Raw genomic sequence first — 23,218 nt, forward strand, 5'->3', positions numbered from 1 at the left:
CACTCATGCTCGCGGTCGACGGTATCAGCGTGCGCTTCGGCGGGATCACGGCACTGGACGGTGTCGCGTTCACCGTCGAGCCGGGCACCGCCGTGGGGCTCATCGGACCGAACGGAGCCGGCAAGACCACCTTGTTCAACTGCCTCACCAGGCGCTGCACCCCCGATGCGGGGACGGTGCGGTTCGAGGACGAGGACCTGCTCGCCCTCCCGCCGCACTCCGTGGCCGGGCGCGGCATCGCCCGCACCTTCCAGAACCTGGGTCTGTTCCCGCTGCTCACGGTCCGGGAGAACGTCATGGTCGGCGCCCACAGCCGGGGGCGCACGGGACACCTCGCCGCGGCGCTCCGGCTGCCCCGCGTGCGGCGGGAGGAGAGGGAACTACGTGACCAGGCGGACGACTTGCTCCAGCGTCTCGGCCTGGCGGAGGTCGCCGACCACCCCGCCTCCGGGCTGCCGTTCGGCACGCTCAAACGCGTCGAACTCGCCCGGGCGCTCGCGGTACGGCCCCGGCTGCTGTTGCTCGACGAACCGGTCAACGGACTCAGCCACGGCGAGGTCGACCAATTCGCGGATCTGGTCCGGTCGGTGCGCGAGGAGTTCGACCTCACGCTCGTGGTGGTCGAACACCACATGGGCTTCGTGATGGGCCTGTGCGACAAGGTGGTCTGCCTCGACTTCGGGCGCAAGATCGCCGAGGGCTCGCCGGAGGAGATCCAGCGCGACCCGGCGGTCATCGAGGCGTACCTGGGGGTGGCGGCATGACGGGGCCCACCACCGACAGCGCCGAAGCCGGGCCAGCGCATGCGGAGCCGGACTTCCTGAAGGTCACCGGCCTGCACGCCGGATACGGCCAGGCCCGCGTGCTCCAGGGGCTCGACTTCTGCGTCGCACGCGGCGAGGTGTGCGCGATCCTCGGGCCCAACGGCGCGGGCAAGACAACGACACTGCGGGCCCTGTGCGGCATGGTCCGCGGACGCGGCTCGGTGACGTTGGACGGCACGGAGCTGCTGGGCCGCTCGCCCGAGCAGACCGCCCGTCTCGGCGTGGCGCACGTACCCGAGGGCCGGGGCACCTTCAACGACCTGACCGTCGAGGAGAACCTGCGCGTCGGCGCCCACGTGCGCACCGGGCGGTGGCGGCGGGGCAGCGCCGAACGCGCGGCCGTGGCGGCCGACCTGGAACGGATCTACGACTACTTCCCCAAGCTGCGCCAGCGGTCCCGCCAGGCCGCCGGCAGCCTCAGCGGCGGCGAACAGCAGATGCTCGCCATCGGCAGGGCGCTGATGCTGCGGCCCGCCCTGCTGCTCCTGGACGAACCGTCGCTGGGGCTCGCGCCGCTGGTCACGCGGGAGCTGTTCGAGATCGTCCGTGCCGTCAACGAGGAGGAACGCACCACCGTGGTCGTCGTCGAACAGAACGCCCAGCTCGCACTCGATGTCGCGCACCGGGCGCACGTACTGGAGGCCGGCCGCCTGGTGCTGTCCGGGCCGTCCCGGGAGATCCGCGAGGACGGGCAGGTCGCCGAGGTGTACCTCGGTGTCTCCGTCCGCTCCGGAAAGGACGGGGGAGCGCAGTGACCGAACTGCTCCAGCAAGTGGTGGAAGGGGTCGGCTCCGGCGCGGTCTATGCCAGCCTGGCGCTGGCCCTGGTGCTGATCCACCGGTTCACCGGGATCGTGAACTTCGCGCAGGGTGAGCTCGCCATGATCTCCACGTACGTGGCGTGGCAACTCGTGGCGTCCGGGATGTCCTTCTGGCTCGCGCTGCCGGTCACCCTGGCGGTGTCCTTCGCCGGCGGCATGCTGGTCGAGCGGATCGTCATCCGTCCCGTGCGGAACGCGCCCGAGCTGACGATGGTCATCGTCACCGTGGGCCTGTTCATCTTCGTCAACGCGATGGCCGGTCTGATCTGGTCGTTCACTGTGAAGGACTTCCCGCAGCCGTTCCCCGACGGCGGGATCGACCTGGCCGGGGTGCGCGTTGACTGGTCGACCCTGGGGATCATCGCGGTCGTAGCCGCCGTGATGGGCCTGCTGTACCTGCTGTTCCAGCACACCTCCAGCGGCCTGGTGATGCGGGCGGTCGCCTGCAACCCCGCCTCCGCCCGGCTGTCGGGCATCAGGGTGGGCCGCGTGCTGATGCTCGGCTGGGGGCTGGCCGCGACGGTCGGCGCCGTGTCGGGCGTGCTCGTCGCCCCGCTGCTGTTCCTCGAGCCAAACATGATGGGCGGGGTGCTGATCTACGCGTTCGCCGCGGCCACCCTCGGAGGCTTCGACAGCCCGGTCGGCGCGGTCGTCGGCGGCCTGTGCGTGGGCGTCGCCGAGACGCTGGCCGGGGCGTACGTGGACGTGGTCGGTGCCGATCTGAAGGTGGGCGTACCTCTGGTGATCATCCTGGCGGTGCTGCTGGTGCGGCCCCAGGGCCTGTTCGGACGGGCGGCGGTGGAGCGCGCATGAGCACGATCGTCGCAACACTCGGCACCGACCGCGCCCGGCGTCTGCGGGCCGCGCTCACCGCGCTGCTCGTGGCGGCCGTCGCCCTGTGCGCACCGTTCTACTTCGCCCCCTTCCAGGTTTTCCAGCTGACCATGGTGCTGCTGTACGCCGTGGCGCTGGCCGGACTGAACCTGCTGGTCGGATTCGGCGGGCAGATCTCGCTCGGGCACGGCGCGTTCTTCGCGGCAGGGGCCTACACGGCGGCGGTCATGCTCGACCGGTACGACACCGGCCACCTGGCCACGCTGCCGGTCGCCGCCGCCGGATGCTTCCTGCTGGGCCTCGGTTTCGGGGTGCCCGCCCTGCGGCTGCGCGGGCTGTACCTGGCCCTGGTCACGCTCGCCTTCGCGGTGTTCCTGCCGCCGCTGCTCAAACGGCTCGAACCGGTCACGGGCGGCTCCATGGGCCTGACCGTCGACAAGCCGCAACCGCCCGCGTGGAGCGGGCTGGCCGAGGACCAGTGGACGTACTACGTCGTCCTCGCCGTCACCGCGGTGGCCCTGCTGCTCGCCCGCAACCTGCTGCGGTCCCGCATCGGCCGGGCGCTGCTCGCAGTGCGGGACAACGAGAGCGCCGCGGAGGTCATGGGCGTACGGCTGTCGCTGCACAAGACGCTCGCCTTCGCGTGGAGCGCCCTGTTCGCGGGTGTCTCCGGGTGCGTCTACACCTGGGTGATCGGCTTCGTCTCACCCGACTCGTTCAGCTTCGTCCTGTCCATCACTTTGCTGGCCGGCCTGGTGGTCGGAGGGCTCGCCTCGCTGTACGGACCGCTGCTGGGGGCGGCCTTCGTGATGTACGTGCCGAGCGTGGCCCAGGACATCAGCGAGGCGGCGCCCGGTGTGGTGTTCGGCCTGCTGATCATCGCGGTGATGTTCGTGGCGCCGACGGGACTGGCCGGCTTGGCGGGCCGTGTCCGGAGCACCGTCGCCCGTCGACTCACCCGCACCACCACCCCCGCCACCGACGACGACCGGTCGTCCGACTCCGACCCCGAACCCTCCGCGCCCCCCACCCCGGCGGATCCCGCCCCTGCCGATGCCGAACCCGTGGGCGCACCGCCCCGCACGGAAAAGGAATGAATCACATGCGCAAGAAGACCACTGTGCGGGCGGCCGCGGCCGCTTCCGCCGCCCTGCTCCTCGCCACCGCCTGCAACAGCCAGCGCGGGCAGGACGACAAGGACGCCGCCGCCGACGGGGCGTGCCAGGGCCAGCAGACCACCGGCATCACCGACAAGAGCATCAAGCTGGGCGGCATCTACCCGCTGTCGGGACCGGCCTCCGCGTACGGCACGATCAGCAAGGGCGTGAGCGCCTACTTCAAGCACGTCAACGACAAGGGCGGCATCGACGGCCGCACGGTCGAGTTCATCGTCCGCGACGACGGCTACCAGCCGCCCAAGGCGGTCGAGGAGGCCCGCAGACTCGTCGAGCAGGAGAAGGTCTTCGCCGTCTTCCAGACCCTGGGCACCCCGTCCACGGCCGCCGTGTGGGACTACCTCGACAAGCGGAAGGTGCCGCAGCCTTTCGTCGCCACCGGCGCCTCCGTCTGGGGTACGGACGACAAGCACCCGTGGACCACCGGCTGGCAGCCCAACTACGTCGCCGAGGCACGTGTGTACGCCAAATACCTCAAGGAGAAGAAGCCGAAGGCCAAGGTCGCCGTCCTGTACCAGAACGACGACTTCGGCAAGGATCTGCTCAGCGGGTTCGAGGCGGCCGTCGCCGGCAGCGGCATCAAGGTGGTCGCCGAGGAGAGCTACGAGGTCACCGACCCCTCCGTCTCGGCGCAGATGACGAGCCTCGCCCGGTCCAAGGCGGATGTGCTGCTCGACATCACCACGCCGAAGTTCGGCAGCCAGGCCCTCGCCGCCGATGCCAAGAACACCAAGTGGAACCCGCTGCACATCGTGAACAACGTGTCCTCGTCCGCCACCGTGCTGAAGCCCGTCGGGTTCAAGAACGTCCAGGGCGTGGTCTCGGCGACCTACTTCAAGGACCCCGCCGACCCGCAGTGGGCGGACGACGCGGAGATGAAGACGTACCGGGAAGCGCTGCGCGAGCACGCGCCCGGCTCCGACCCGGCCAACCAGTTCAACGCCTACGGCTGGGCCGCCGCCTCCAGCCTGCACAAGGCCTTGGACGCGATGAAGTGCCCGACCAGGGAGGGACTGCGGGACGCGGTGCGCGACCTCAAGGACGTCGAGGTGGACATGCTGCTCCCCGGTGTCACCCTCTCCACCGGGCCCGATGACGCCTTCCCGATCGAGACGATGCAGCTGATGCGGTTCAAGGGCGAGCGGTGGCAGCTGTTCGGCAAGCCGGTGGACACCCGCAAGGAGTTCGGCCCGCCGGCGAAGTGAGCCTGCGGGGCCGGTTCCCAAGCGGTCGAGGTACCGACCCCTGGGGGACCGGTCCCGCAGCCCGTCATAACCCCTCTTGCCCGCCACGCCGCGCAGCGCGCCGGACAAGGCCGCGGCCTCCGCCGGGTTTCAATAGGCTGAACATCGGCGACCGAGTACACGGTGGTGTCCAGCGGTGGAGAAGCCGATGACGGAGCTCAGCGAAAGCCACGACGATCCGTTCGCCCTGCACCTCGCCGCCCTGGTGGTGCTCGACGACCGGGGAGTGGTGGTCGGATGGAACCGGCGGGCTCAGGAGCTGCTCGGCCATCCGGACACAGCCGTGATCGGTCGTCCGGCGTTCGAGGTCCTCGTCGATCCTCGTGATCTGCCGGCTGTCACCGAGGCCGCGGCGAAGTGCAGGAGAGTCGGTGGCTGGTTCGGCGTGCTCCCCCTGCGCCACCGCGACGGGCAGCTCGTGGAGCTGGGGCTCAGGGCCCATGAGCTGTCACGCGGTGACCGGGGCCGTGAGTGGTTCCTCACGGGGGCACTCGCGGCTGACGTCCTCGAGTGGCAAAGGGACCGCGCGGTTCTCGACGGTTTGTACCGCCAGTGCCCGATCGGCTTGGTCATTCACGGCCCCGACCAGAGGATTCTCCGGGTCAATCGGGCCATCGAACGGTTCAGCGGCGTCCCGGCAGCGGACTTCCGGGGGATGTCCACCGGCCGGATGCTCCTCTCCGACGACGCGCGCAAGGCCGTGGACCGTGTGCGCCAGGTGATGCAGACCGGAAGACCCCTGGTCTACTCCGAGCAGTTCGTTCGCCTGGAGCAGGATCCGGCACGAGAGCGGGTCGCCTTGGTCTCGTCCTTCCGGATGGAGGACCCCTCCGGCCGCGTCCTGGGCGTGGCCGAGATGATCGAGGACATCACCGACCGCCATCGGGCCCAGCGTCGGCTCGCGCTCCTCGACCAGGTGGGCAGCCGTATCGGAACCACGCTCGACGTGGCAGAGACCGCCCGGGAACTGGCCGAAGTGATGGTGCCCCACCTCGCCGACCACGCGTCGGTGGACCTGCTCCAGGCGGTGACGCGCGGTGAGGAACCGACGCGCGCCGTGGCAGGGCCCGTGGTCCGACTGGGGACCTGCAGCGTCGGTGCTCAGCAACCCGGCCCGCCCCACCCCGAGGGCGAGCCCGTGGAGTTCGGGCCCGACACACCGCAGGCCGGATGCCTGGCCGCGGGACGGCCCGTCCTGGAGCCGGTTCTCCCGCCCGACTGGGTCGCGGCGGCAGGCCGCCAGGGGGCCCAGGCTCCGGACCTGGGCGCCCACTCCCTGATCGTGGTACCTCTTGCCGCGCGTGGCCTGGTGCTCGGTGTGATGACCCTGTGGCGCTCGCGCCGCCCCGATGCCTTCGAGACGGACGATCTCACCCTCGCCCAGGAACTCGCCTCGCGCGCCGCCGTCGCCATCGACAACGCCCGGCGCTTCACCCAGCAGCAGCAGACCGCCTTCACCCTGCAGAGCAGCCTTCTGCCCCGGGCGGTTCCGGACCAGTCAGCCGTCGAGGTGGCCCTGCGGTACCTGCCGGCCAGCGCGGGCCCGGGCCTGGGCGGCGACTGGTTCGACGTCATTCCCTTGTCCGGGGCCCGGGTCGCCCTCGTCGTCGGCGACGTGGTGGGACGCGGCATCCATGCCGCCGCCACCATGGGCCGGCTGCGCACCGCCGTCCATACGCTCGCCAGCCTCGACCTGGAACCGGACGAGGTCCTCTCCCGCCTTGACGATTTGGTCGACCTGCTGGCGGTCGAACAGGAAGCAGTCGGCGAGCGGCCCGTGGGTGAGCAGGTCGTCGGCGCCACGTGCCTGTACGCCGTGTACGACCCGGTCTCCGGACGCTGCTCCGTGGCCCGCGCCGGTCATCCGCCGCCCGTGGTGACCGCTCCGGATGGACAGGTGGCTCTGCTCGACCTGCCCGCCGGCCCACCGCTCGGCCTGGGCGGCCTGCCGTTCGAGGCCCGGGACATCGAACTGGCCGAGGGAAGCCTGCTGTGCCTGTACACCAACGGAATCATCGGCGAGCGCCACATCGATGCCGACGCCGGCCTGACGAAGCTGTGCGCAGCGCTCGCCCGCCCCGCGGGCGCGCTGGAGCGCACCTGCCAAGCGGTGATCGACGCGCTGGTGCCCTCGCGCCCCAGCGACGACGTCGTCCTGCTGGTCGCCCGCACCCGCGTGCTGCCACCGGACAATGTCGCCTCCTGGCGTCTGCCGCCAGAGCCTGCCAGCGCCGGGCGGGCCAGGGCGTTGATCTCGGCCAAGCTGACCGAGTGGGGTCTGGAGCACTTGGCGTTCACCACCGAGCTGGTCGCCAGCGAACTGGTCACCAACGTCTATCGCTACGCCGGCGGCCCTGCGACCCTACGGCTGATCCGTGAGCAGTGTCTGGTGTGCGAGGTCAGCGACACCAGCCACACGTCACCACACCTGCGCCGCGCCCGGACGACCGACGAGGGCGGGCGCGGGCTGTTCCTGGTGGCCCAGATGACCGAACGCTGGGGTACCCGCTACACCCGCGAGGGCAAGACCGTGTGGACCGAACAACCGCTGACCGGCACGCCCGTCTGACCGTCTCGGGCCACGGCCGGCGCGGGAGGCCGCCCGGAGCCGGCCCGCCCGCGCCGCCGTGGTCATTCGGCTGCGGCGAGGAGCCGTGCCTCGCTCTCCTCGTACAGGCGCCGCTGCTCACGGCTGTCGGCGCCACGGCGACGGTGGTCCAGACGGCTGCCCAGCCAGCCCGCGAGGTAGCCGAACGGGATGGAGACCAACCCGGTGGACTGCATGGGGAACAGGTCGAAGTCGGCGTTCGGGAAGACGGCGGACGGTGTGCCCGAAACGGCCCTGGAGAAGACCATGAGCAGCAGCGCGCAGGCCGCGCCGCCGTAGAGGGTGGCGAGCAGGCCGGTGCGCGTGAACCCCCGCCAGAACAGGGAGTAGGTGAGCGCGGGCGCCACCGCCGATGCCCCGATGCAGATGGCCGCGGTGGTCAGCACGCCGACGTCCCAGTTCTGCACCATGGTGGCGAGTCCGATGGCGACGATCCCCACGGCCACGCTCGTCCACGCCGCCACCGTCATCTCGGTACGGGGCTCGGCCTGTCCCCGCCGCACCGCATGGGCGAACAGGTCGTGGGCGAGTGACGAAGCCGCGGCCAGGGTCATCCCCGCGACCGACGACAGCAGGGTGATGAACACCATGCCTGCCACGGCCGAGTACAGGATCGTCGCGCCCGCGGAGCCGGGGGCCCCGCCGAGCACCTGCGACAGCATGAGCACCGATGTTCTGCCGTGCGGGTCGGCCGCGGTGATGTACTGCGATCCCACCAGGGCCGCGGCACCCGTACCCATGACGATCACGAGCAGGCAGAACGTGGTGACCGTGCCGACCGCCCATGACATGGAGCGACGCACGGCCGGTACGTCCTGCGCGGAGTACAGGCGCATCGTGATGTGTGGCAGGCAGGCGACGCCGAGGATGACGGTGATCTGAAGACTGACGAAGTCCAGCCGGCCACCGGTGGACGTGCCGAGCTGCAGGCCCTGCTGAAGGTAGGCGGGGCCGGCGCCGCTGCCGTGCTGGGCTGCCCTGAGGATGTCGCCGGGGCTCCAGTCGAAGCGGTTGAGTACGAGAGCGGCGACGACGACGCTCGTGCCGAGCAGGAGCACGATCTTGATCATCTGAATGAGCGCGGTGCCCCGCATACCGCCGATCGCCGCATAGATGATCATCAGGGTGCCGACGATGACGATGCACGCCGTCCTGGCGCCCGCAGCGTACGGAATGTTCAGGATGAAGGTGAGCAGCGACCCGGCTCCGGAGAGCTGGACGACCAGGAAGGGCAGGGTCGCCGAGAGTGTCACCACGCAGGCGGCGATGCGCACGGCCCGTCCGGACATGTTGCGGGCCAGGACGTCGCCCATGGTGAACCTGCCGGCGTTGCGCAGGGGTTCGGCCAGCAGGAACATCAGCAGTACCAGGGACAGGGCGGTGCTGACCGCGAGGACGTAGCCGTCGTATCCGGAGAGCGCGATGATCCCCGTGGTGCTCAGCACCGTGGCGGCGGAGATGTAGTCGCCCGCGATCGCCAGGCCGTTCTTGAGCGGGGTGAGCGACAGGTAGCCGGTATAGAAGTTCGCCAGGTCGTCGCGGTCCGGTCCCGCCATGACGCACATCAGCAGCGTGACGGTGACCAGCGTGGTGAACAGAACCAGGACGAGGGCCTGCGTCCCGGAGCTGAAGTCGTTCATCTCGCTGTCCCCGCGTTCCGGCCGGCGGAGACCGCCCGCTCCCTGACGGCGCGGGCCAACGGATCCACAGAGCGTCGTGCGCTGCGCCCGTACCAGGAGACCGCCGCGAAGGTGACGACGAGTTGGAGGATGCCCAAGGACATGCCCAGGCTCAGCTCTCCGGTGACCTTGGATCCCATCAGACCGGGCGCGTAGCAGGACAGCACGACATACACCACGAAGGAGCCGAGCGCGGTGAGCGTCGAGATCCGGCGGAGCAGGCGGTAGGCCGAGCGGAGGGCGGCGAGGCCGGCGTCGTCGTGATGAGTCCGGGGCGCGTACGGGTCGTGCCAGGGGGCTTGCCGCCCGTACGCGTCGTATCGCGGGGCGTCGTGCCCGTACGGCTCCGGCCACGGGCTCTGTCCGTAGGTCTCGTGTCGAGGAGGGAGCCCATAGGGCTGTGCTGAGGGTGGGTACCGGTTCTCGTCGGCGTATGTCATCGCCTGGCCTTCCACTACGGATCGGATCCGTGAGGTGAACGGGAAAGGAGCTTCAGGCGGCGCACCATACCGACTGGTTGGAATGCCTGTAAGTCTGCCGTAGGTCACATTTCGGAGTTGATGTGAGCGGCATGACGCAGTGGTCGCACAGGTGGCGCAGCGGGGGGCGAACTGTTCGTCGTGCTCCAGGCCGGTGGACAACATCGGCGAGATCCAGCGGGTGCGGCAGGATGCCGCATCGACGGTCGGCAGCGGCGCGAACCGGTCCGGAGCACCTGCTCGGCTGAGCCGGCCGAGCCGCGTCCCGCCGCCTGCGCCGGCCGCGCCCGGAGACCGTCCTAGCCCTGCTCGTGAACGGCCATCTCGCCCAGTAGCTGTGTTGCCCTAGCGCGTGTCTCTTTGATGGGTTGGTCAGTTGATCGGATGTGTCTGTCCGATTAGTGATCAGTGATGCGATGTGGGACCGGATCGAGCCGCTGATGCCGGCCGATCCAGTTCGCGGACGGCGGTGGGCCGACCACCGCCGCACGCTCGAGGCCATTGCGTGGAAGTACCGCACCAACTCGCCCTGGCGGGACCTCCCCGACGAGCTCGGCTCCTTCCAGACCGCTCACAAACGGCTGATCAGATGGGCCGTCGACGGCACCTGGGCGATGATCCTCGCCGCCGTCCTGGCTGCGGCGGACGCCGACGATGACATCGACTGGACGGTGTCGGTGGACTCCACGGTCGTTCGGGCCCACCAGCACGCTGCCGGAGCACTCAAAAGGGGGCGGCCCACTGCGGTGAGCCCGCCGATCACGCACTCGGACGCTCCCGCGGCGGGCTGAGCACCAAGGTCCACCTGGCCGCAGACGGCCGCGCACGGCCCCTCGCCTTCACCGTCACCGCAGGACAGGCAGGTGACGCACCCGCCTTCGAGACGGTGATGTCCCGCATCCGCGTGCCCCGCACTGGTCCGGGCAGGCCCCGGACCCGGCCCCTGGCCGTTCTGGCCGACCGCGCGTACTCCTCACGCGCCATCCGCGCCCACCTGCGGCGCCGGGGCATCCGTGCGGTCATCCCGCAGCCGTCCGACCAAGTCGGCCACCGCCTGCGGCGAGGCCGACTCGGTGGCCGTCCGCCCGGCTTCGACAGCGAGGCATACAAGCAGCGGAACACCGTCGAGCGGTGCATCAACCGCCTCAAGCAATGGCGCGGCCTGGCCACACGAACCGACAAGCTCGCGATCGCCTACCAGGCCGCACTCCACCTCGCGGGCATCCTCATCTGGACCCGACGCTGACCAAAGAGACAGAACCTAGCCGTGCCCGTTTCCCGCCGCGGGGGCGTTCGGTGTGGTCCGGGCCGCGTCGACGCCGTGCTGGAGCACATCGCAGGTGTGCTGGAACTCGTCCGTCAGCCGGGTGGCCTCGGCCATGAGGATGCCGTACGGCTGGGCGGGGTCGCTGAGCGGGAGGGAGCTGTCGCGTGCTTCGTCCTCCAGCAGCTCGCGGCACCGCTGAGCCTCCTCGGCGGCTTCACACAGCTGCTGGGACTGGTCTTGCAGACGGTCTTCGTCGATCTCGCCGAGGAGCTCGGCGATGTGGGCGAGGGAGGCCAGGAAGTCGCCGTAGGCGCGGGCGAAGTCCACGTAGTCCGGGCCGGCGTCGGCTTCGTGCCATTGGTCGAGGCTGCGGGTCATGGACGCCACCTGGTAGGAGACGCGTTCCAGGGCGTCGACCACGGCCTGGTAGCCGTCGAAGGACGTGCGGTGGCGATGACGGCGCCGCAGGCGCCGGGGGTTGTAGAGGGTGCTCTCCCAGGCGGTGTGGACCGAGGACCGGGCCTGCTGCACGATCGGGGCCAGGTGGGAGGCGCGCCGGCGCCAGTGCCGGGTGCGCTCCTTGTCCAGCTTCCCTTCGCGCAGGGCCGGGGACATGTCGCCGACCAGGTCGAGAAGCGAGTGGGCGAGGGTGTGGATGCCGTACTCGGCGCTGCGGTAGCGCAGGGGAGGCAGCACCAGCGTGTTCACCACGACACCGATGCCGCAGCCGATGAGCACGAGCACGATGATCTGCCCGAGCTGGGACCAGCGCTGTGATTCGCTGGTGGCCGCGACGTAGGTGGAGAAGGAGAAGAACGCCGCCGTGGCAACCTGGGAACCCTGAGACCCCAGCGGCCGCCACCGTCCGATGGCCAGGGCCGCCAGCGTCACCAGTACGAACGTGAGCAGGTGAGGGCCGGCCAGCAGGCCCAGCACACCCTGCAGCCCCACGCCCACGACGACCGCACCGACGTAGCGCAGGGCCTGCACCAGCGACTGGTAGACGGTGACCTGCATGATCAGCACCGCGGAGAACGGCGCGAACGCAGGTGACTGCGCGGCCATGACATCGTGCGCGATCACCCATGAGGCGGCGGCCGCGAGGGTGCTCTTGCCGATGAGGGCCAGGGTGTGCCGCTCGTGCCCGTCCGAACCCGCCCGTCCGAACCACTGCCTCAACCGGGCCGTCCGGCCCTGGGTCGCCGCCTCCGGGCGCTGCGCTCCTGCAGCGGCTTCGGCCATCTTCTCTCCCCGTACTCGCTCCGCCACGGCTGCCGGGCCGAGGGGTACCCCGCGCAGGTCACCGCAGACTGTGGAAGAGGTCATACCTTTCCCGCGTCCGCCTGACCTTCGCGCAGCCGGACAGGGGGAACAGGGGGACAGGGAGGACAGGGGGCCTTGGGCCGTCAGGCCGGATCGTCGGCGCGCACGTCCCGGATCTGCTGGGCCACGTCGCGCAGTTTGATGTTGTGATGCTGGGAGATGTTGCGCAGCACGTTGAAGGCGTCCTCGTCGCTCATGCCGTGGCGTTCCCTGAGGATGCCCATGGCCTCGCCGATGGCGTGCCGGGTCTCCAGGGCGTGTTCGAGCTGGTCGATGGTACGGGCGTCGGCGAGGGCGACGGCGGCGTGCGAGGCCAGCAGCCAGCCGGCGGTCGCGATGTCGTCGGTGAACGTGCCCGGGCGGCGGGCGTACAGGTTGAGCGCGCCGAAGTCCTCCTCGTGGGTGTAGAGCAGGACCCCGGTCATGCTGCCGATGCCCAGTTCGCGCGCGGCCTCGGCGTAACGGGGCCAGTCCGGCTGGGGCTGGGTCATGTCCACGATCCGGAACACGCGGTCCTCGGCCGCGCGACGGGCGAGGTCGAAGCACGGCCCTTCGCCCAGCTCGCCCTGCCGGCGGTCGGACTCCTCGACCATGTCCCCGTACGAGGACAGCGTGACGGCGCGGCCCTTGCGCACCGCGAGGATCCCGGCCGCGTCACAGCCGTCCACCAGCTTGACGGCCGACGCCGCGATCTCGTCCAGCGTCTGCTGCACCGAGTCCTGCTTCAGCAGGGTCCGCGCGAGCAGGGCCATTTCCTCGGCGAACTCTTGCCAGTCCATCGTCACCGCCCACGTCGATCACCAGTCCAGCCACCCTACGCGCAGCCTGCTCCTTCACCGTCGAAGGCGCCAGGACCGAGCAACGTGGCGAGTACCCAGGGGCCGACGGAAAGAATTTGCAGAGCACATGTGTTGCCGACGGCCCGTCCCATAACCTCGTGCATGGAGAGACGTCAGGTGTATCCACCGTGAGGAGGCGAGGGTGCTCGGTAGGCGCACGGGCGCGCGGGTGTTCGCGGGCGCCATCGTGGCGGTCTGCATGGTGCTCGTCGGCCCCAGCGCACCGAGCGGTGCCCTCTTCGGCGGATCACAGCCCGCCGCAGCCGCCAGGGACGTCGTGGCGAACCGGGTCATGACGTGGAACATCTGCAACCCCTGCGAGGTGAGCGACGTCGACCGGGCCGCGGAGATCGCCGCGTACGCGCCCCAGGTCGTCGGCATGCAGGAAGCGTGCGTGCGTGACATCGAGAGGATCCGGGAGTATCTGGAGAACCTTCACGGGCTGGTGTACCACGTCGAGTACGGGTCGGTTCTGCGGAAATGGGGCCGCTGCGGGGGCACGCCGTGGAATCCGGGGGCCTTCGGCCAGGCGATCCTCTCGGCCGCACCGATGACGGACCCCGTGAACGTGGAGTATCCCGACGGCGGATCCGAAGACCGCGGGTACATGGCCGTCACCACCACCGTGGGCGGCCTGCCCGTCCGGGTCTTCAACACGCATCTCGCCCAACGTCGTCAGGAGACGGTCCGGGCGGACCAGACGCGCGTCCTCGCCGCGGAGGTCGCCCGGCACGATCGCGCGATCCTCCTCGGCGACTTCAACGCCGTGCCGGACGCGCCCGAACTCAGCGCGATATGGGCGCTGGCCACGGATGCGGACCCGCAGTGCCACCCGTCGCCCACCGGCACCTGTCAGCCGACCACCGACTGGCAGAGCAAGTTCGACTACGTGTTCCTGCGCGGCTTCGTCCCGCTCAGGCACCGCGTGCACCCGACCGCGCACTCGGACCACCACATCCTGCACACCGATGTGGACCCGACCTAGCGGGCATCCTGGCCGACTCGGCCGGTGATCGCGGCGCTCCGGTCCAGTGCCCCGGGGGCGCAGCTCAGCGGCCCGCACTCCGGGCTCACGGTCCGCGCGCAGGACCCGGCGTCACCGGGCGACGTGGAATTTTCCTGCGTATGGGCATACGGGGAAGGCAAGCAAGCAGGGCACGCCGGCGACAGGGACGCCGGCCCGATCAGCGGGGAGGCCGCGATGGCGGGGCCGGATCACACGGAGACCGTTCACGGGCCGTCCGTGCCGACAGCCTCCCTCGTGCTGGCAGGGTCCCTGGAAGCCATCGGCGCAGGCGCCTACGTCGTGGACGAGCAGGGCTGCATCATCGCGGCGAACACCCGGGCCGAGCGCCTGCTGGGCCGGTCCGCCGACGACCTGATCGGGCATGACGCGCACGACCTGCTGCACCGCGGCCCACAGGGGCAGCCCCTGCCGCGAACCCAGTGCGCCATGCGGCAGGCCTTCCACGCCGGGCGCACGGCCCAGGCCGACGAGGACTACTTCGCGTGCGCCGACGGCACCGTGCTGCGCATCTCCTGGCTGATCACGCCGTACGACGTCGGTGGCCGGCACGCCGGCACGCTCGTCGTCTTCCACACCCCGGACCACCCGCACGTCAACGACCCGCAACCGGAGCCGGCGGTCCGGCCGCTGTCGGAGCTGCACCGGCTGGCGCTGCTGGCCGAGACCACCGCGCAGCTGACCTCCACGCTCGACGTCGACGAGGCGCTGCGCAGGCTGGTGACCCTGGTCCTGCCCCGCCTCGCGGACTGGGTGGTCGTCGACCTGATCACCGAGCGCGACGAGGTGTGGCGCACCGTCGTGGTCCACGCCGACGGCGACACGGTCACGCACCGCGAGGACCTGCAGGGGCCGATGCCGCCGATCCCCGACGAATCCCCGATGCCCCTGTCCAGAGCCCTGCGCGGCGTCGCCTCCAACCTGGCCGGCCCGCAGACCTACCAGGGGCCGCCGGACTCCGGCATCGCGGTCGAGCAGCGCCGCCTCTTCGACGCCACGGGGATGCACTCCGCGGCCATCGCACCCATCCGCAGCACCCGCTCGGTCCTCGGGGCGCTGACCCTGGGCCGCGGCGAGAATCCGGCGCCCTTCACGCCCGTGGACCTCCCCCTGATCGAGGACATCGCACGCCGCGCCGGCCTCGCCCTGGACAACGCCCGCCTCTACCAGCGCCAGCGCAAGGTCGCCGAGACCATGCAGAACCATCTGCTGCCGCAGATGCCGGGCGTGGCGGGCCTGGAGATGACCGTCCGCTACCTGCCCGCACCCGACGCCTCACAGGTCGGCGGCGACTGGTACGACGCCTTCCCCCTGTCCGACGCGTCCACCGCCCTGGCCATCGGAGACGTCGTCGGCCACGACCTGGAGGCGGCGGCCGGCATGGCGCAGGTCCGCAACATGCTCCGCGCCTACGCCTGGTCGCAGCACGAACCCCCCAGCCGGATCGTCGAACGGCTCGACGAGGCGATCCAGCACATCACCGACGTCACCATGGCCACGACGATCTTCGCCCGGATCGAACCGGCCGAAGACGGTCACTGGCAGCTGTCCTGGACCAACGCCGGCCACCCCCCGCCGCTGCTGATCAGCCGGGACGGCCTGGCCCGCTACCTCACCGACGGCCACGGCATCCTCCTGGGCACCCAGACCGGCACCCGGCGCCCGGACGCCACCGCGCAGCTCCCGCCCGGCTCCACGCTGGTGCTGTACACGGACGGCCTCATCGAAGCGCCCGGCAGCAGCCTCGACGAGGGACTGAACCGACTGCGCCAGCACGCCGCCGCCCTCGCCCACCGCCCCCTCGCCTCGTTCACCGACCAGCTCCTGCGCCGCGTCCGCCCCGCCGACAACGACGACGACGTCGCCGTCCTGGCCCTGCGCGTCCCCGAGGCCTGACGGGGCGGGACCGCTTCCGCCGGCCGCCACACGCGCCTCCAGAAGTCCCGCATCAGCGGTGTGGGCGTCGGGCTCTCCGTTCCCACCCGGGTCAGCAGGATCGCGGCCGTTCCCGTGGACGGGTCGATCCGGGGCGGGGATGTTCTGACCTCGTGAAGTGCCGGTGAAAACCCGGTGGAGGGCATGTCGGTGGGTCCGCTTATGCTGCACCGGACGATCACGCGGGACCAGGGGAGGGCGCGGCATGTTCGGCAAGCTGTTCGGCAGGAGTGCGGAGAGACCGGTGGCGGATCCGCACGTCCTTCCGGCTCCGCGCAGGCAGAAGAACGGGACGTACGCGCTGCGCGCGCTCGGGGACACGCGGGTGCTCGCACTGATCGAGGCGGCCGACGCGGGGGACTGGGAGGCGGTCAAGGCGGCGCTGGTCCCCTTCGACCTCGGCCGCGACCATCGAGTCCTGGGTGAGCTCGCCGAGTTGGACGGCATGCAGGACTGGATCGTCCGGGCCGTCGAGGAGGACAAGGAGCACCGGGCGACGGCCCTGCTCATGTCCGGGGCGCGTCACATCGTCTGGGGCTGGGAGGCGCGTACCGCCGAGCGTGCCGTGAATGTCACGCAGGAGCAGTGGCGGGTCTTCCACGAGCGGCTGGAGATCGCCGAGGAGCACCTGCTGGAGGCCGCCGAACTGCGGCCCGAGTGGGTCACGCCCTGGTGCCACCTCCTCACCTCCGGCCGCGGCATGTCCCTGGGCCCCGCCGTCAACGAGGCCCGCCGCGACGCCGCCCTGCGCCGCGACCCGCTGGATCCGGAGACCCACTTCGAGTGGCTGTCGCAGTTGCAGCCCCGCTGGGGCGGTAAGCCGGGACAGGCCCTGGCGTTCGCCCAGGAGGCGTTCGCCCGCGCCCCGCACGGGCACCGCCTCGGCTGTGTGATCGCCATGGCGTACATCGAGGAGTGGGTCGAGTCGGACCGCGGGGACTACCTCGTCACCTCCGAGATCCAGGCGCAGTTGCGCGAGGCGGCCGACCACAGCATCCTCCACCCCGCCTACGTGTGGCGCCCGGGCTGGCAGCAGGACTTCAACATGTTCGCCATGGCCCTGTCCCTGGCCGGTGAGCGCCACACGGTCCGGCGCGTCTTCCAGACACTGGACGGCGCCTACACCCAGTGGCCCTGGGCCTTCTTCGCCGAGCCCGAGAAGGAATTCGCCCGCCGGCACCGCCGCGCCTGAGCACCCGGGCCCACGGTCCTGCGGCTGCGCCTGAGTTCGAGCTTGGGTGCCATCGCTGAAACCTGCCCCATCGCGCCCGGGCATCAGCCCGCCCCGGCCACTCGCCACCCCGTCACCCCTCCCACCCCGGACTGCCCCATGACTCTCCCCGACACCGCCCCGAATCCGCCCGGCGCCGACCGCACGTTCCAGGTGGACCTGCGCGGCCTGGTCGACCTCCTCTCCCACCACCTCTACTCCAGCCCCCGCGTCTACCTGCGCGAACTGATGCAGAACGCGGTGGACGCGCTGACGGCCCGGCACGCCCTCGAACCGGCCGCCCCCGCCGACGCCTTCGGCGTCCGACTCCACGCCGACGGCTCGGTGGTACGCGTCGAGGACGACGGCGTCGGTCTCACCGAGGCCGACGTGCACAGCTTCCTCGCCACCATCGGCCGCAGCAGCAAGCGCGCCGACCGGATCGCCGAGCAACGCGGAGACTTCATCGGGCAGTTCGGCATCGGCCTGCTCTCCTGCTTCCTGGTCGCGGACGAGATCCACGTCCTGAGCCGATCCGCCCGCACCCCCGACGCACCCGCAGTGGAGTGGCGCGGACGCGGCGACGGCAGCTACACCGTCCGCGCCCTGCCCGCCTCCGCCCGCCCCCGGCCCGGCACCACCGTCACGCTGACGCCGCGCGCCGACGCGGGGGAGTGGACCCGCCCGGCGCAGGTGCACGCGCTGGCCCGCCACTTCGGTTCCCTGCTGCGCCACCCGGTGACCTTCGACGACGGAACGACAGACGGCACGGGCGTGTCCGTCAACCCCGAGCCCGCCCCCTGGGCGCGTACGTACCCCACCCCGGGGGCCCGGTCCCGTGCCCTGGCCGCCTACGGCGAGGAGGTGTTCGGCTTCGAGCCGCTGGACACCATCGAACTGGACCTGCCGGCCGTGGGCCTGAAGGGCATCGCGTGTGTGCTGCCCGAGACGGTGCCGGCCGGGCGCCGCCACGGTCACCGCGTGCACGTGAAGGGCATGCTGCTGTCCGAGCAGGCCGAGGAGATCCTGCCCGAGTGGGCGTTCTTCGTCCGCTGCGTCGTCGACGCCGAGAGCCTGCGCCCGACGGCCTCCCGCGAGTCCCTGTACGAGGACGACACCCTCGCCGCCGTCCGGGACGCCCTCGCCGAGCGGCTGCGCGACTGGATCGCCCGGGCCGCCGCCAGCGACCCGGAGCTGCTCGGCCGTTTCCTCCAGGCCCACCACCTGGCGGTGAAGTCGCTCGCGGTGCACGACGACGAGATCCTGCGGATGCTGCTGCCCTGGCTGCCGTTCGAGACCACCGACGGGCACTGCACCCTCGACGAGTTCGCGCGCACCCACCGCACCGTGCTCGTGACCTCGAGCGTCGAGGAGTTCCGGCAGGTCGCCGCGATCGCCTCGGCCGCCGGGCTCGGCGTCGTCAACGGCGGATACACCTACGACCGTGAACTGGTCCACCGGCTGCCCGAGATCCGGCCCGAGGCCACCGTCGCCGACCTCGACCCGGCGACCCTCACCGCCCACCTCGACCCCGTCGACCGGGAGACCGAACTCGCCGCCGCGGCCTACCTCGCCCAGGCCCGGGACGCCCTCGCCGTCTTCGACTGCGACGTCGCACTGCGCACCTTCCAGCCCGTCTCCGCGCCCGCCCTGCTCATCGACAGCCGCGAGGCCCGGCACGAGCGCACCCGCTCCCAGCTCGCGCGTGAGCAGGAGGGCGGCCTGTGGGGCGACATCCTCGGCGCCCTGCGCCAGGAGGCCCCGCGGGCCCAGCTGATCCTCAACCAGCTCAACCCCCTGGTCCGCGCCGCCGTCGCCATCGACGAGCCCGAGCTGGCCCGCACCAGCGCCGAAGCCCTCTACGGGCAGGCCGCGATGCTGTCCCGGCGCCCGCTCAGGCCCGCCGAGTCGAGCCTCATCAACCGCTCCTTCCTCGACCTTCTCGCCCACGCCCTCCGCAAGGACAGCTGACGATGCCCACCGCACCCCATCCCCAGAGCACGGACGAGCTGTACCAGGCGCTCCAGGAGAACGACCGCCGCCCCTACGGCCGCACCCGCACCGTCACCGCCGAGGAACTCGTCGACGCGGCCGAGCAGTTCGAGGAGCCCGTCCCGCTCGTCCACGCGCTTCTCGAACTGCAGGAGGCGTACACCTACGGCTCCGAGCCCCGGAAGTCGCCCGTCGTCTTCGCGCGCCTGCTCACCCTCTTCGACGAGCAGCCCGACGTCTTCGACGACCGCCTGCGCCACATGCTGTTCTGGCGGTTCAAGTGGGTGTCCAACGCCCTGCGCGCCCTGCCCGAGATACCGCTGGCCAGCCTGCGCCAGTGGCTGACGGAGATGCGCGACCGCTACGAGAAGGCCGGCCTCGGCCTCCACCCCTACTACGGACAGGCGTACCAACTCGCCGCCCACGTCGGCGAGGACACCACCCTCGCCTACGAGCTGTGGGCGGGCCGCACCCGCACCCGGCTCAGTGACTGCGAGGCCTGCGAGATCTGCGAGCGCGCCCTGTACCACCTCAGGGCGGGCGACGACGAGCGGGCCCTGCGCGCCTGGGAGCCCGTCCTGGCCGGGAAGGAGTCCTGCCAGGAGGAGCCCGCCCGCTCGCTGTCCTACGCGCTGCTGCCCCTGCTGCGCACCGGCCGCTCCGACCGGGCCCGCGAACTGCACCTCGCCGGCTACCGCGGCTGCCGCCGCAACCCCTCGATGTCCGGGGAGGTCGGCCGGCACCTGGAGTTCTGCGCGCTGACCGGCAACGAGGCCCGCGGCCTGGAACTGCTCGCCGAGAACCGGAACCTGTTCGACGAGGTCGACTCGCCGCTCGACCAACTCGACTTCCTCACCGGCGTGGAGGTCCTTCTCCAGCGCGTCGAGCTCCTCGGCCACGGCGAGCTGCCCGCCGCCGGATACGCGGGCCGCACCTGGACCGCCACCGGACTGCGCGCCGAGGTCCGGGGCCGGGCCGACGACCTCGCCGCCCGCTTCGACGCCCGCAACGGAACCACGGCCCACACCGACCGCCGCAGGGCCCGCCTGGACCGCGCACCGCTCCTGGACACGCTGGAGCTGACCCTGCGCACCCGCAGCCTCGACGACGCGGCCCCGGCCGCCCCCGTGGCCGCGACCACCGCTCGGCCGGCCGCGGCCGTCCCCGAGTCGCTGACCGAACTCATCCTCCGCGCAAGGACGTTGGACGAGCAGGGGCACCCGGACAGCCAGGCCTGCTGGGCGCGGCTGCGCACGCTCGTCGCCGCCCGCGACTACGTCCACCCCGACGATCCGGCTGTGGGCCCGCTCGTCCGGCTGCGCGCGGACCTGCTGGCCGACGAGGCGAACCGGGCCGGCGAGAAGGACGAGTTCACCGACGCCGCCTCGCTGCACGAGGAGGCCGCGGCCCTGTATGACGACGCCGGCGCTCCGGGCGACGCCGCGCTCGCCCGTGCCTGCGTCCTGCTCGCCACCGCCGAGATCCCCGCGGAGGGCGCCGACGGACCCGAGGCGAAGGCCGCCGCGCTGACCGCCGCCCACGCGTCCATGGTCCGCATGCACGAGGACACGCCCGGCCTCACCCCGTACCAGGAGGCACGCCTGCTGCGGCTGCGGGCGACCGCGCTCGCCCTGCGCCTGCAGACGACGGGGAGCGAGGAGCACGTCGCGCCGGTCTTCGCCGAGGCGGACCTGCTGCGCGCGTTCGCCGCCCGGCACGACATCGCCGGACAGATCTCCGGCGCCCAGCTGCTGCGGGCCACCACGTACGCCATCTCCGGCGACCTGCCCGCCGCGGTCACCGAGGCCGATGCCCTCCTCGACCGGCTCAAGGCGCACGGCCCCGCCTGGCACCTGCCCCGTACCCTCGGGCTGCGCGGCCGGCTCCAGCTCGTCCTCCAGGACCCCCAGGCCGCGTACACCGACCTGACCGAGGGCCTGCGCCTGGCCGCCGACTGGCCGGCCGAAGCGGTCGGCACCACCCGCCTCCACGCCGACCTGGCCGAGGCCTGCATGCGCCTGGGCCGCCCCGAGGAGGCACTGCGGCACCTGACGCGCTCGGCGGAGCTGGACCTGCGCGGCGGCAGCCGCACCGACGCGTACTGCACGTACAGCAACGCCGCGCAGCTCAGCCTCGACCTGGGCCGCGTCGAGGACTGCATCGCGCTGCTGGACTCCCTGCTGGCCGAACCGGACGTGGCCGCCGGAGAGCTGGACGACCGGCTCGTCGCCCAGTTGCGCCTGACCCGCGCCCGCGCGCTGCACGCGGGGGAGGACCTCAAGGCCGCCACGGCGGAGTTCGTCGCCCTCGCGGCCGAGTCGGCCGGCTGGGACGACGACCCGGGCAGCCACGCCATGATCGCCGCGGAGACGGCCGTACTCCTCGCCGAGTCCGGCGAGTTCGGCCGGGCCCGCGAGGCCGCCGACCAGGCACTCGCCGCTCATGCCGAGGCCCCGCGCTACGAGCACCTCAGCAACTCCCTGCGCGAACTCGCCCGGCTCCAGGCGCAGCAGCAGGGCCCCGACGGCCTGCCCGACGCCCTCGCCGTTCTCGCCGACGCCGGCCGGGTCGCCGACGAGGCCCGCGCCGCCGGGTACGAGGCTCACGGCCGCTCCCTGGACACGGCCCTGGCCTACGAACACGGGCGGGTCAACGCCTATGCCGGCGCGTACGAGGACGCCCTGGCGGCTCTGGAGAAGGCCCTCGCCCTGCTCGGCGAACCGGGACGGGAGGACGACCGGGCCGGCGAGTGGGCCGAGTGCGTCCGCCTCGCGGGCGCGGTGGAGGGCCTCTACCTGGAGCGCCCCGCCCCCGCTCTCACCCGCCTGGACGCGGCGATCACCCGCCTGACCGCCCTGGGGCACACCGAGGAGACGGAGTCGCTGACCGCCCTGGCGGCCCGGCTGCGCGACGAGGAGTGACGCGCGGGGCACGATGCCGGGGCGGCCTCCCGCCCCGGCTCGTGCTTCCCGGCCCCGGTGCGATATTTGCTGGTCGTGGTCGATGGGTCGCGCCCATACTGACGCGGTGGATCCAGTGACACTTGAGACCGGGCGTCTGGTGCTGAGGGCCTTCGAGCCGGGCGATGTGGACGCGGTGTACGACGCCTGCCAGGACGAGGACATCCAGTTCTACACGCCGGTTCCCGTGCCCTTCAGGCGGCAGGACGCCGAGAAGAGGGTCTGCGAGGAGTGGCCCCAGGCCTGGGCCGCCGACAAGGACTACGTCCTCGGAGCGTTCCGCAAGGACACTGCGGCACTCGTCGGCTCCTACTGCCTCACCAAGGTGAGCCAGGGCGTCTACGAACTCGGCTACTGGGCGGTCAAGGAGCAGCGCGGCCGGGGCTATTCGGTCGAGGCCGCGCGGGCGCTGTGCGACTGGGGGTGGGCCACGCTCGACGTCCACCGCATCGAGTGGTGGGCCATGACCGGGAACACCGGCTCGCGTGCCGTCGCCGAGAGACTGGGCTTCACCGTCGAGGGGACGCTGCGCAACCGCGGCATCGCCAACGACGGCAAGCCCCACGACTGGTGGGTCGGCGGACTGGTGAGACCCTGACGTGGAGCGCGCGCAGAGACCGGGCACCGTGGGGCGCGGTGTGAGTTCGGACTGATCGACCTGACGGCCCGCTACGCACTCGACGCCGGGTACCACGTCGTGGTCGAGGGGATCCTGTACGCCGACCGCTACGGCGAGATGCTCACCCGGCTGCGGGCCGACCACCGCGGGCCGACCCACGCCTACTACCTGCACGTGCCGTTCGAGCAGACCCTCGTCCGCCACGCCACCAAGCCCATCGCGAACGAGGTCGGCGAGCCGCAGCTGCGTGACTGGTACCGGGAACTGGACCTCCTGCCCGGCGGCGTCGAGACCGTCATCGGCGCCGACAGCACCCTGCGGGAGACCGTGGAGCGCATCATGCTCGACACCGGTCTTGCCGGTCTGCCCGCGATCGACCTCTAGTC

At 71.5% G+C, this 23,218-nt stretch carries 17 protein-coding genes and 1 pseudogene; 14 read left to right on the forward strand and 4 right to left on the reverse strand.

Going from position 1 to position 23,218, the window contains the following annotated elements; translation table 11 throughout:
- Positions 1-5 precede the first annotated feature (5 nt).
- From AB0G20_RS25175 to AB0G20_RS25200, 6 genes are all read left to right on the forward strand, one after another.
- The gene (locus AB0G20_RS25175) at positions 6-764 is read left to right on the forward strand and encodes an ABC transporter ATP-binding protein (RefSeq protein WP_361306208.1); all 759 of its coding nucleotides are present in this window, start codon (positions 6-8) and stop codon (positions 762-764) included.
- Entirely contained in the window at positions 761-1,579 is an 819-nt protein-coding gene (locus tag AB0G20_RS25180) for an ABC transporter ATP-binding protein (protein WP_361306210.1), read from the forward strand. Before AB0G20_RS25175 ends, AB0G20_RS25180 begins: the two co-directional genes overlap by 4 nt.
- Entirely contained in the window at positions 1,576-2,457 is an 882-nt protein-coding gene (locus AB0G20_RS25185; protein WP_361306212.1) for a branched-chain amino acid ABC transporter permease, read from the forward strand. The genes AB0G20_RS25180 and AB0G20_RS25185 overlap by 4 nt, the downstream gene beginning before the upstream one ends.
- Positions 2,454-3,575 carry a branched-chain amino acid ABC transporter permease gene (locus AB0G20_RS25190; protein ID WP_361306214.1) on the forward strand — a complete coding sequence of 374 codons (1,122 nt, stop codon included), beginning with the start codon at positions 2,454-2,456 and terminating at the stop codon, positions 3,573-3,575. Before AB0G20_RS25185 ends, AB0G20_RS25190 begins: the two co-directional genes overlap by 4 nt.
- Positions 3,576-3,580: 5 nt before the next feature.
- Positions 3,581-4,858: an ABC transporter substrate-binding protein gene (locus AB0G20_RS25195; RefSeq protein ID WP_361306216.1), complete on the forward strand. Its 1,278-nt coding sequence runs from the start codon at positions 3,581-3,583 to the stop codon at positions 4,856-4,858.
- Between the two features lie 187 nt (positions 4,859-5,045).
- On the forward strand, positions 5,046-7,466 hold the full coding sequence (locus AB0G20_RS25200) for a SpoIIE family protein phosphatase (RefSeq protein WP_361306218.1): 2,421 nt from the start codon (positions 5,046-5,048) through the stop codon (positions 7,464-7,466).
- A gap of 62 nt (positions 7,467-7,528) precedes the next feature.
- Here AB0G20_RS25200 and AB0G20_RS25205 read toward each other — a convergent pair whose 3' ends face one another.
- Positions 7,529-9,145: a cation acetate symporter gene (locus AB0G20_RS25205; protein WP_361306220.1), complete on the reverse strand. Its 1,617-nt coding sequence runs from the start codon at positions 9,143-9,145 to the stop codon at positions 7,529-7,531.
- A complete protein-coding gene (locus AB0G20_RS25210) occupies positions 9,142-9,624 on the reverse strand; it encodes a DUF485 domain-containing protein (protein WP_361306222.1) in 483 nt (160 codons plus the stop codon). Before AB0G20_RS25210 ends, AB0G20_RS25205 begins: the two co-directional genes overlap by 4 nt.
- Before the next feature lie 455 nt (positions 9,625-10,079).
- On the opposite strand from AB0G20_RS25210, the gene AB0G20_RS25215 reads away from it, so the two are divergent.
- A protein-coding gene (locus AB0G20_RS25215; RefSeq protein ID WP_361306528.1) for an IS5 family transposase occupies positions 10,080-10,909 on the forward strand; the annotation gives its coding sequence in 2 pieces (ribosomal slippage) (positions 10,080-10,415 and positions 10,418-10,909; 828 coding nt in all).
- A gap of 15 nt (positions 10,910-10,924) precedes the next feature.
- On the opposite strand, the gene AB0G20_RS25220 is transcribed toward AB0G20_RS25215, so the two are convergent.
- Positions 10,925-12,172, reverse strand: a complete 1,248-nt coding sequence (locus AB0G20_RS25220; protein ID WP_361306224.1) for an aromatic acid exporter family protein — start codon at positions 12,170-12,172, stop codon at positions 10,925-10,927.
- Positions 12,173-12,336: 164 nt separating this feature from the next.
- The gene (locus tag AB0G20_RS25225) at positions 12,337-13,032 is read right to left on the reverse strand and encodes a GAF and ANTAR domain-containing protein (protein ID WP_361306226.1); all 696 of its coding nucleotides are present in this window, start codon (positions 13,030-13,032) and stop codon (positions 12,337-12,339) included.
- A gap of 202 nt (positions 13,033-13,234) precedes the next feature.
- On the opposite strand from AB0G20_RS25225, the gene AB0G20_RS25230 reads away from it, so the two are divergent.
- From AB0G20_RS25230 to AB0G20_RS25260, 7 genes and pseudogenes are all read left to right on the forward strand, one after another.
- On the forward strand, positions 13,235-14,077 hold the full coding sequence (locus tag AB0G20_RS25230) for an endonuclease/exonuclease/phosphatase family protein (RefSeq protein WP_361306228.1): 843 nt from the start codon (positions 13,235-13,237) through the stop codon (positions 14,075-14,077).
- Between the two features lie 216 nt (positions 14,078-14,293).
- On the forward strand, positions 14,294-16,012 hold the full coding sequence (locus AB0G20_RS25235) for a SpoIIE family protein phosphatase (protein WP_361306230.1): 1,719 nt from the start codon (positions 14,294-14,296) through the stop codon (positions 16,010-16,012).
- A 244-nt stretch (positions 16,013-16,256) separates the two neighbouring features.
- Complete coding sequence (locus AB0G20_RS25240) at positions 16,257-17,243, forward strand: hypothetical protein (protein ID WP_361306232.1); 987 nt, start codon at positions 16,257-16,259, stop codon at positions 17,241-17,243.
- A 138-nt stretch (positions 17,244-17,381) separates the two neighbouring features.
- Positions 17,382-19,232, forward strand: coding sequence for an HSP90 family protein (locus tag AB0G20_RS25245; RefSeq protein ID WP_361306234.1), 1,851 nt, complete (start codon positions 17,382-17,384; stop codon positions 19,230-19,232).
- A gap of 2 nt (positions 19,233-19,234) precedes the next feature.
- Positions 19,235-22,174 (forward strand): hypothetical protein, encoded by a 2,940-nt coding sequence (locus AB0G20_RS25250; RefSeq protein WP_361306236.1) that lies wholly within the window; start codon positions 19,235-19,237, stop codon positions 22,172-22,174.
- A gap of 106 nt (positions 22,175-22,280) precedes the next feature.
- Entirely contained in the window at positions 22,281-22,811 is a 531-nt protein-coding gene (locus tag AB0G20_RS25255) for a GNAT family N-acetyltransferase (RefSeq protein ID WP_361306238.1), read from the forward strand.
- Positions 22,812-22,859: 48 nt separating this feature from the next.
- Positions 22,860-23,216: pseudogene (locus AB0G20_RS25260) on the forward strand (kinase); the annotation flags it as partial.
- Between the last annotated feature and the right edge of the window lie 2 nt (positions 23,217-23,218).

The sequence above is a fragment of the Streptomyces sp. NPDC024017 genome, from assembly GCF_040638895.1.
Lineage (GTDB): Bacteria > Actinomycetota > Actinomycetes > Streptomycetales > Streptomycetaceae > Streptomyces.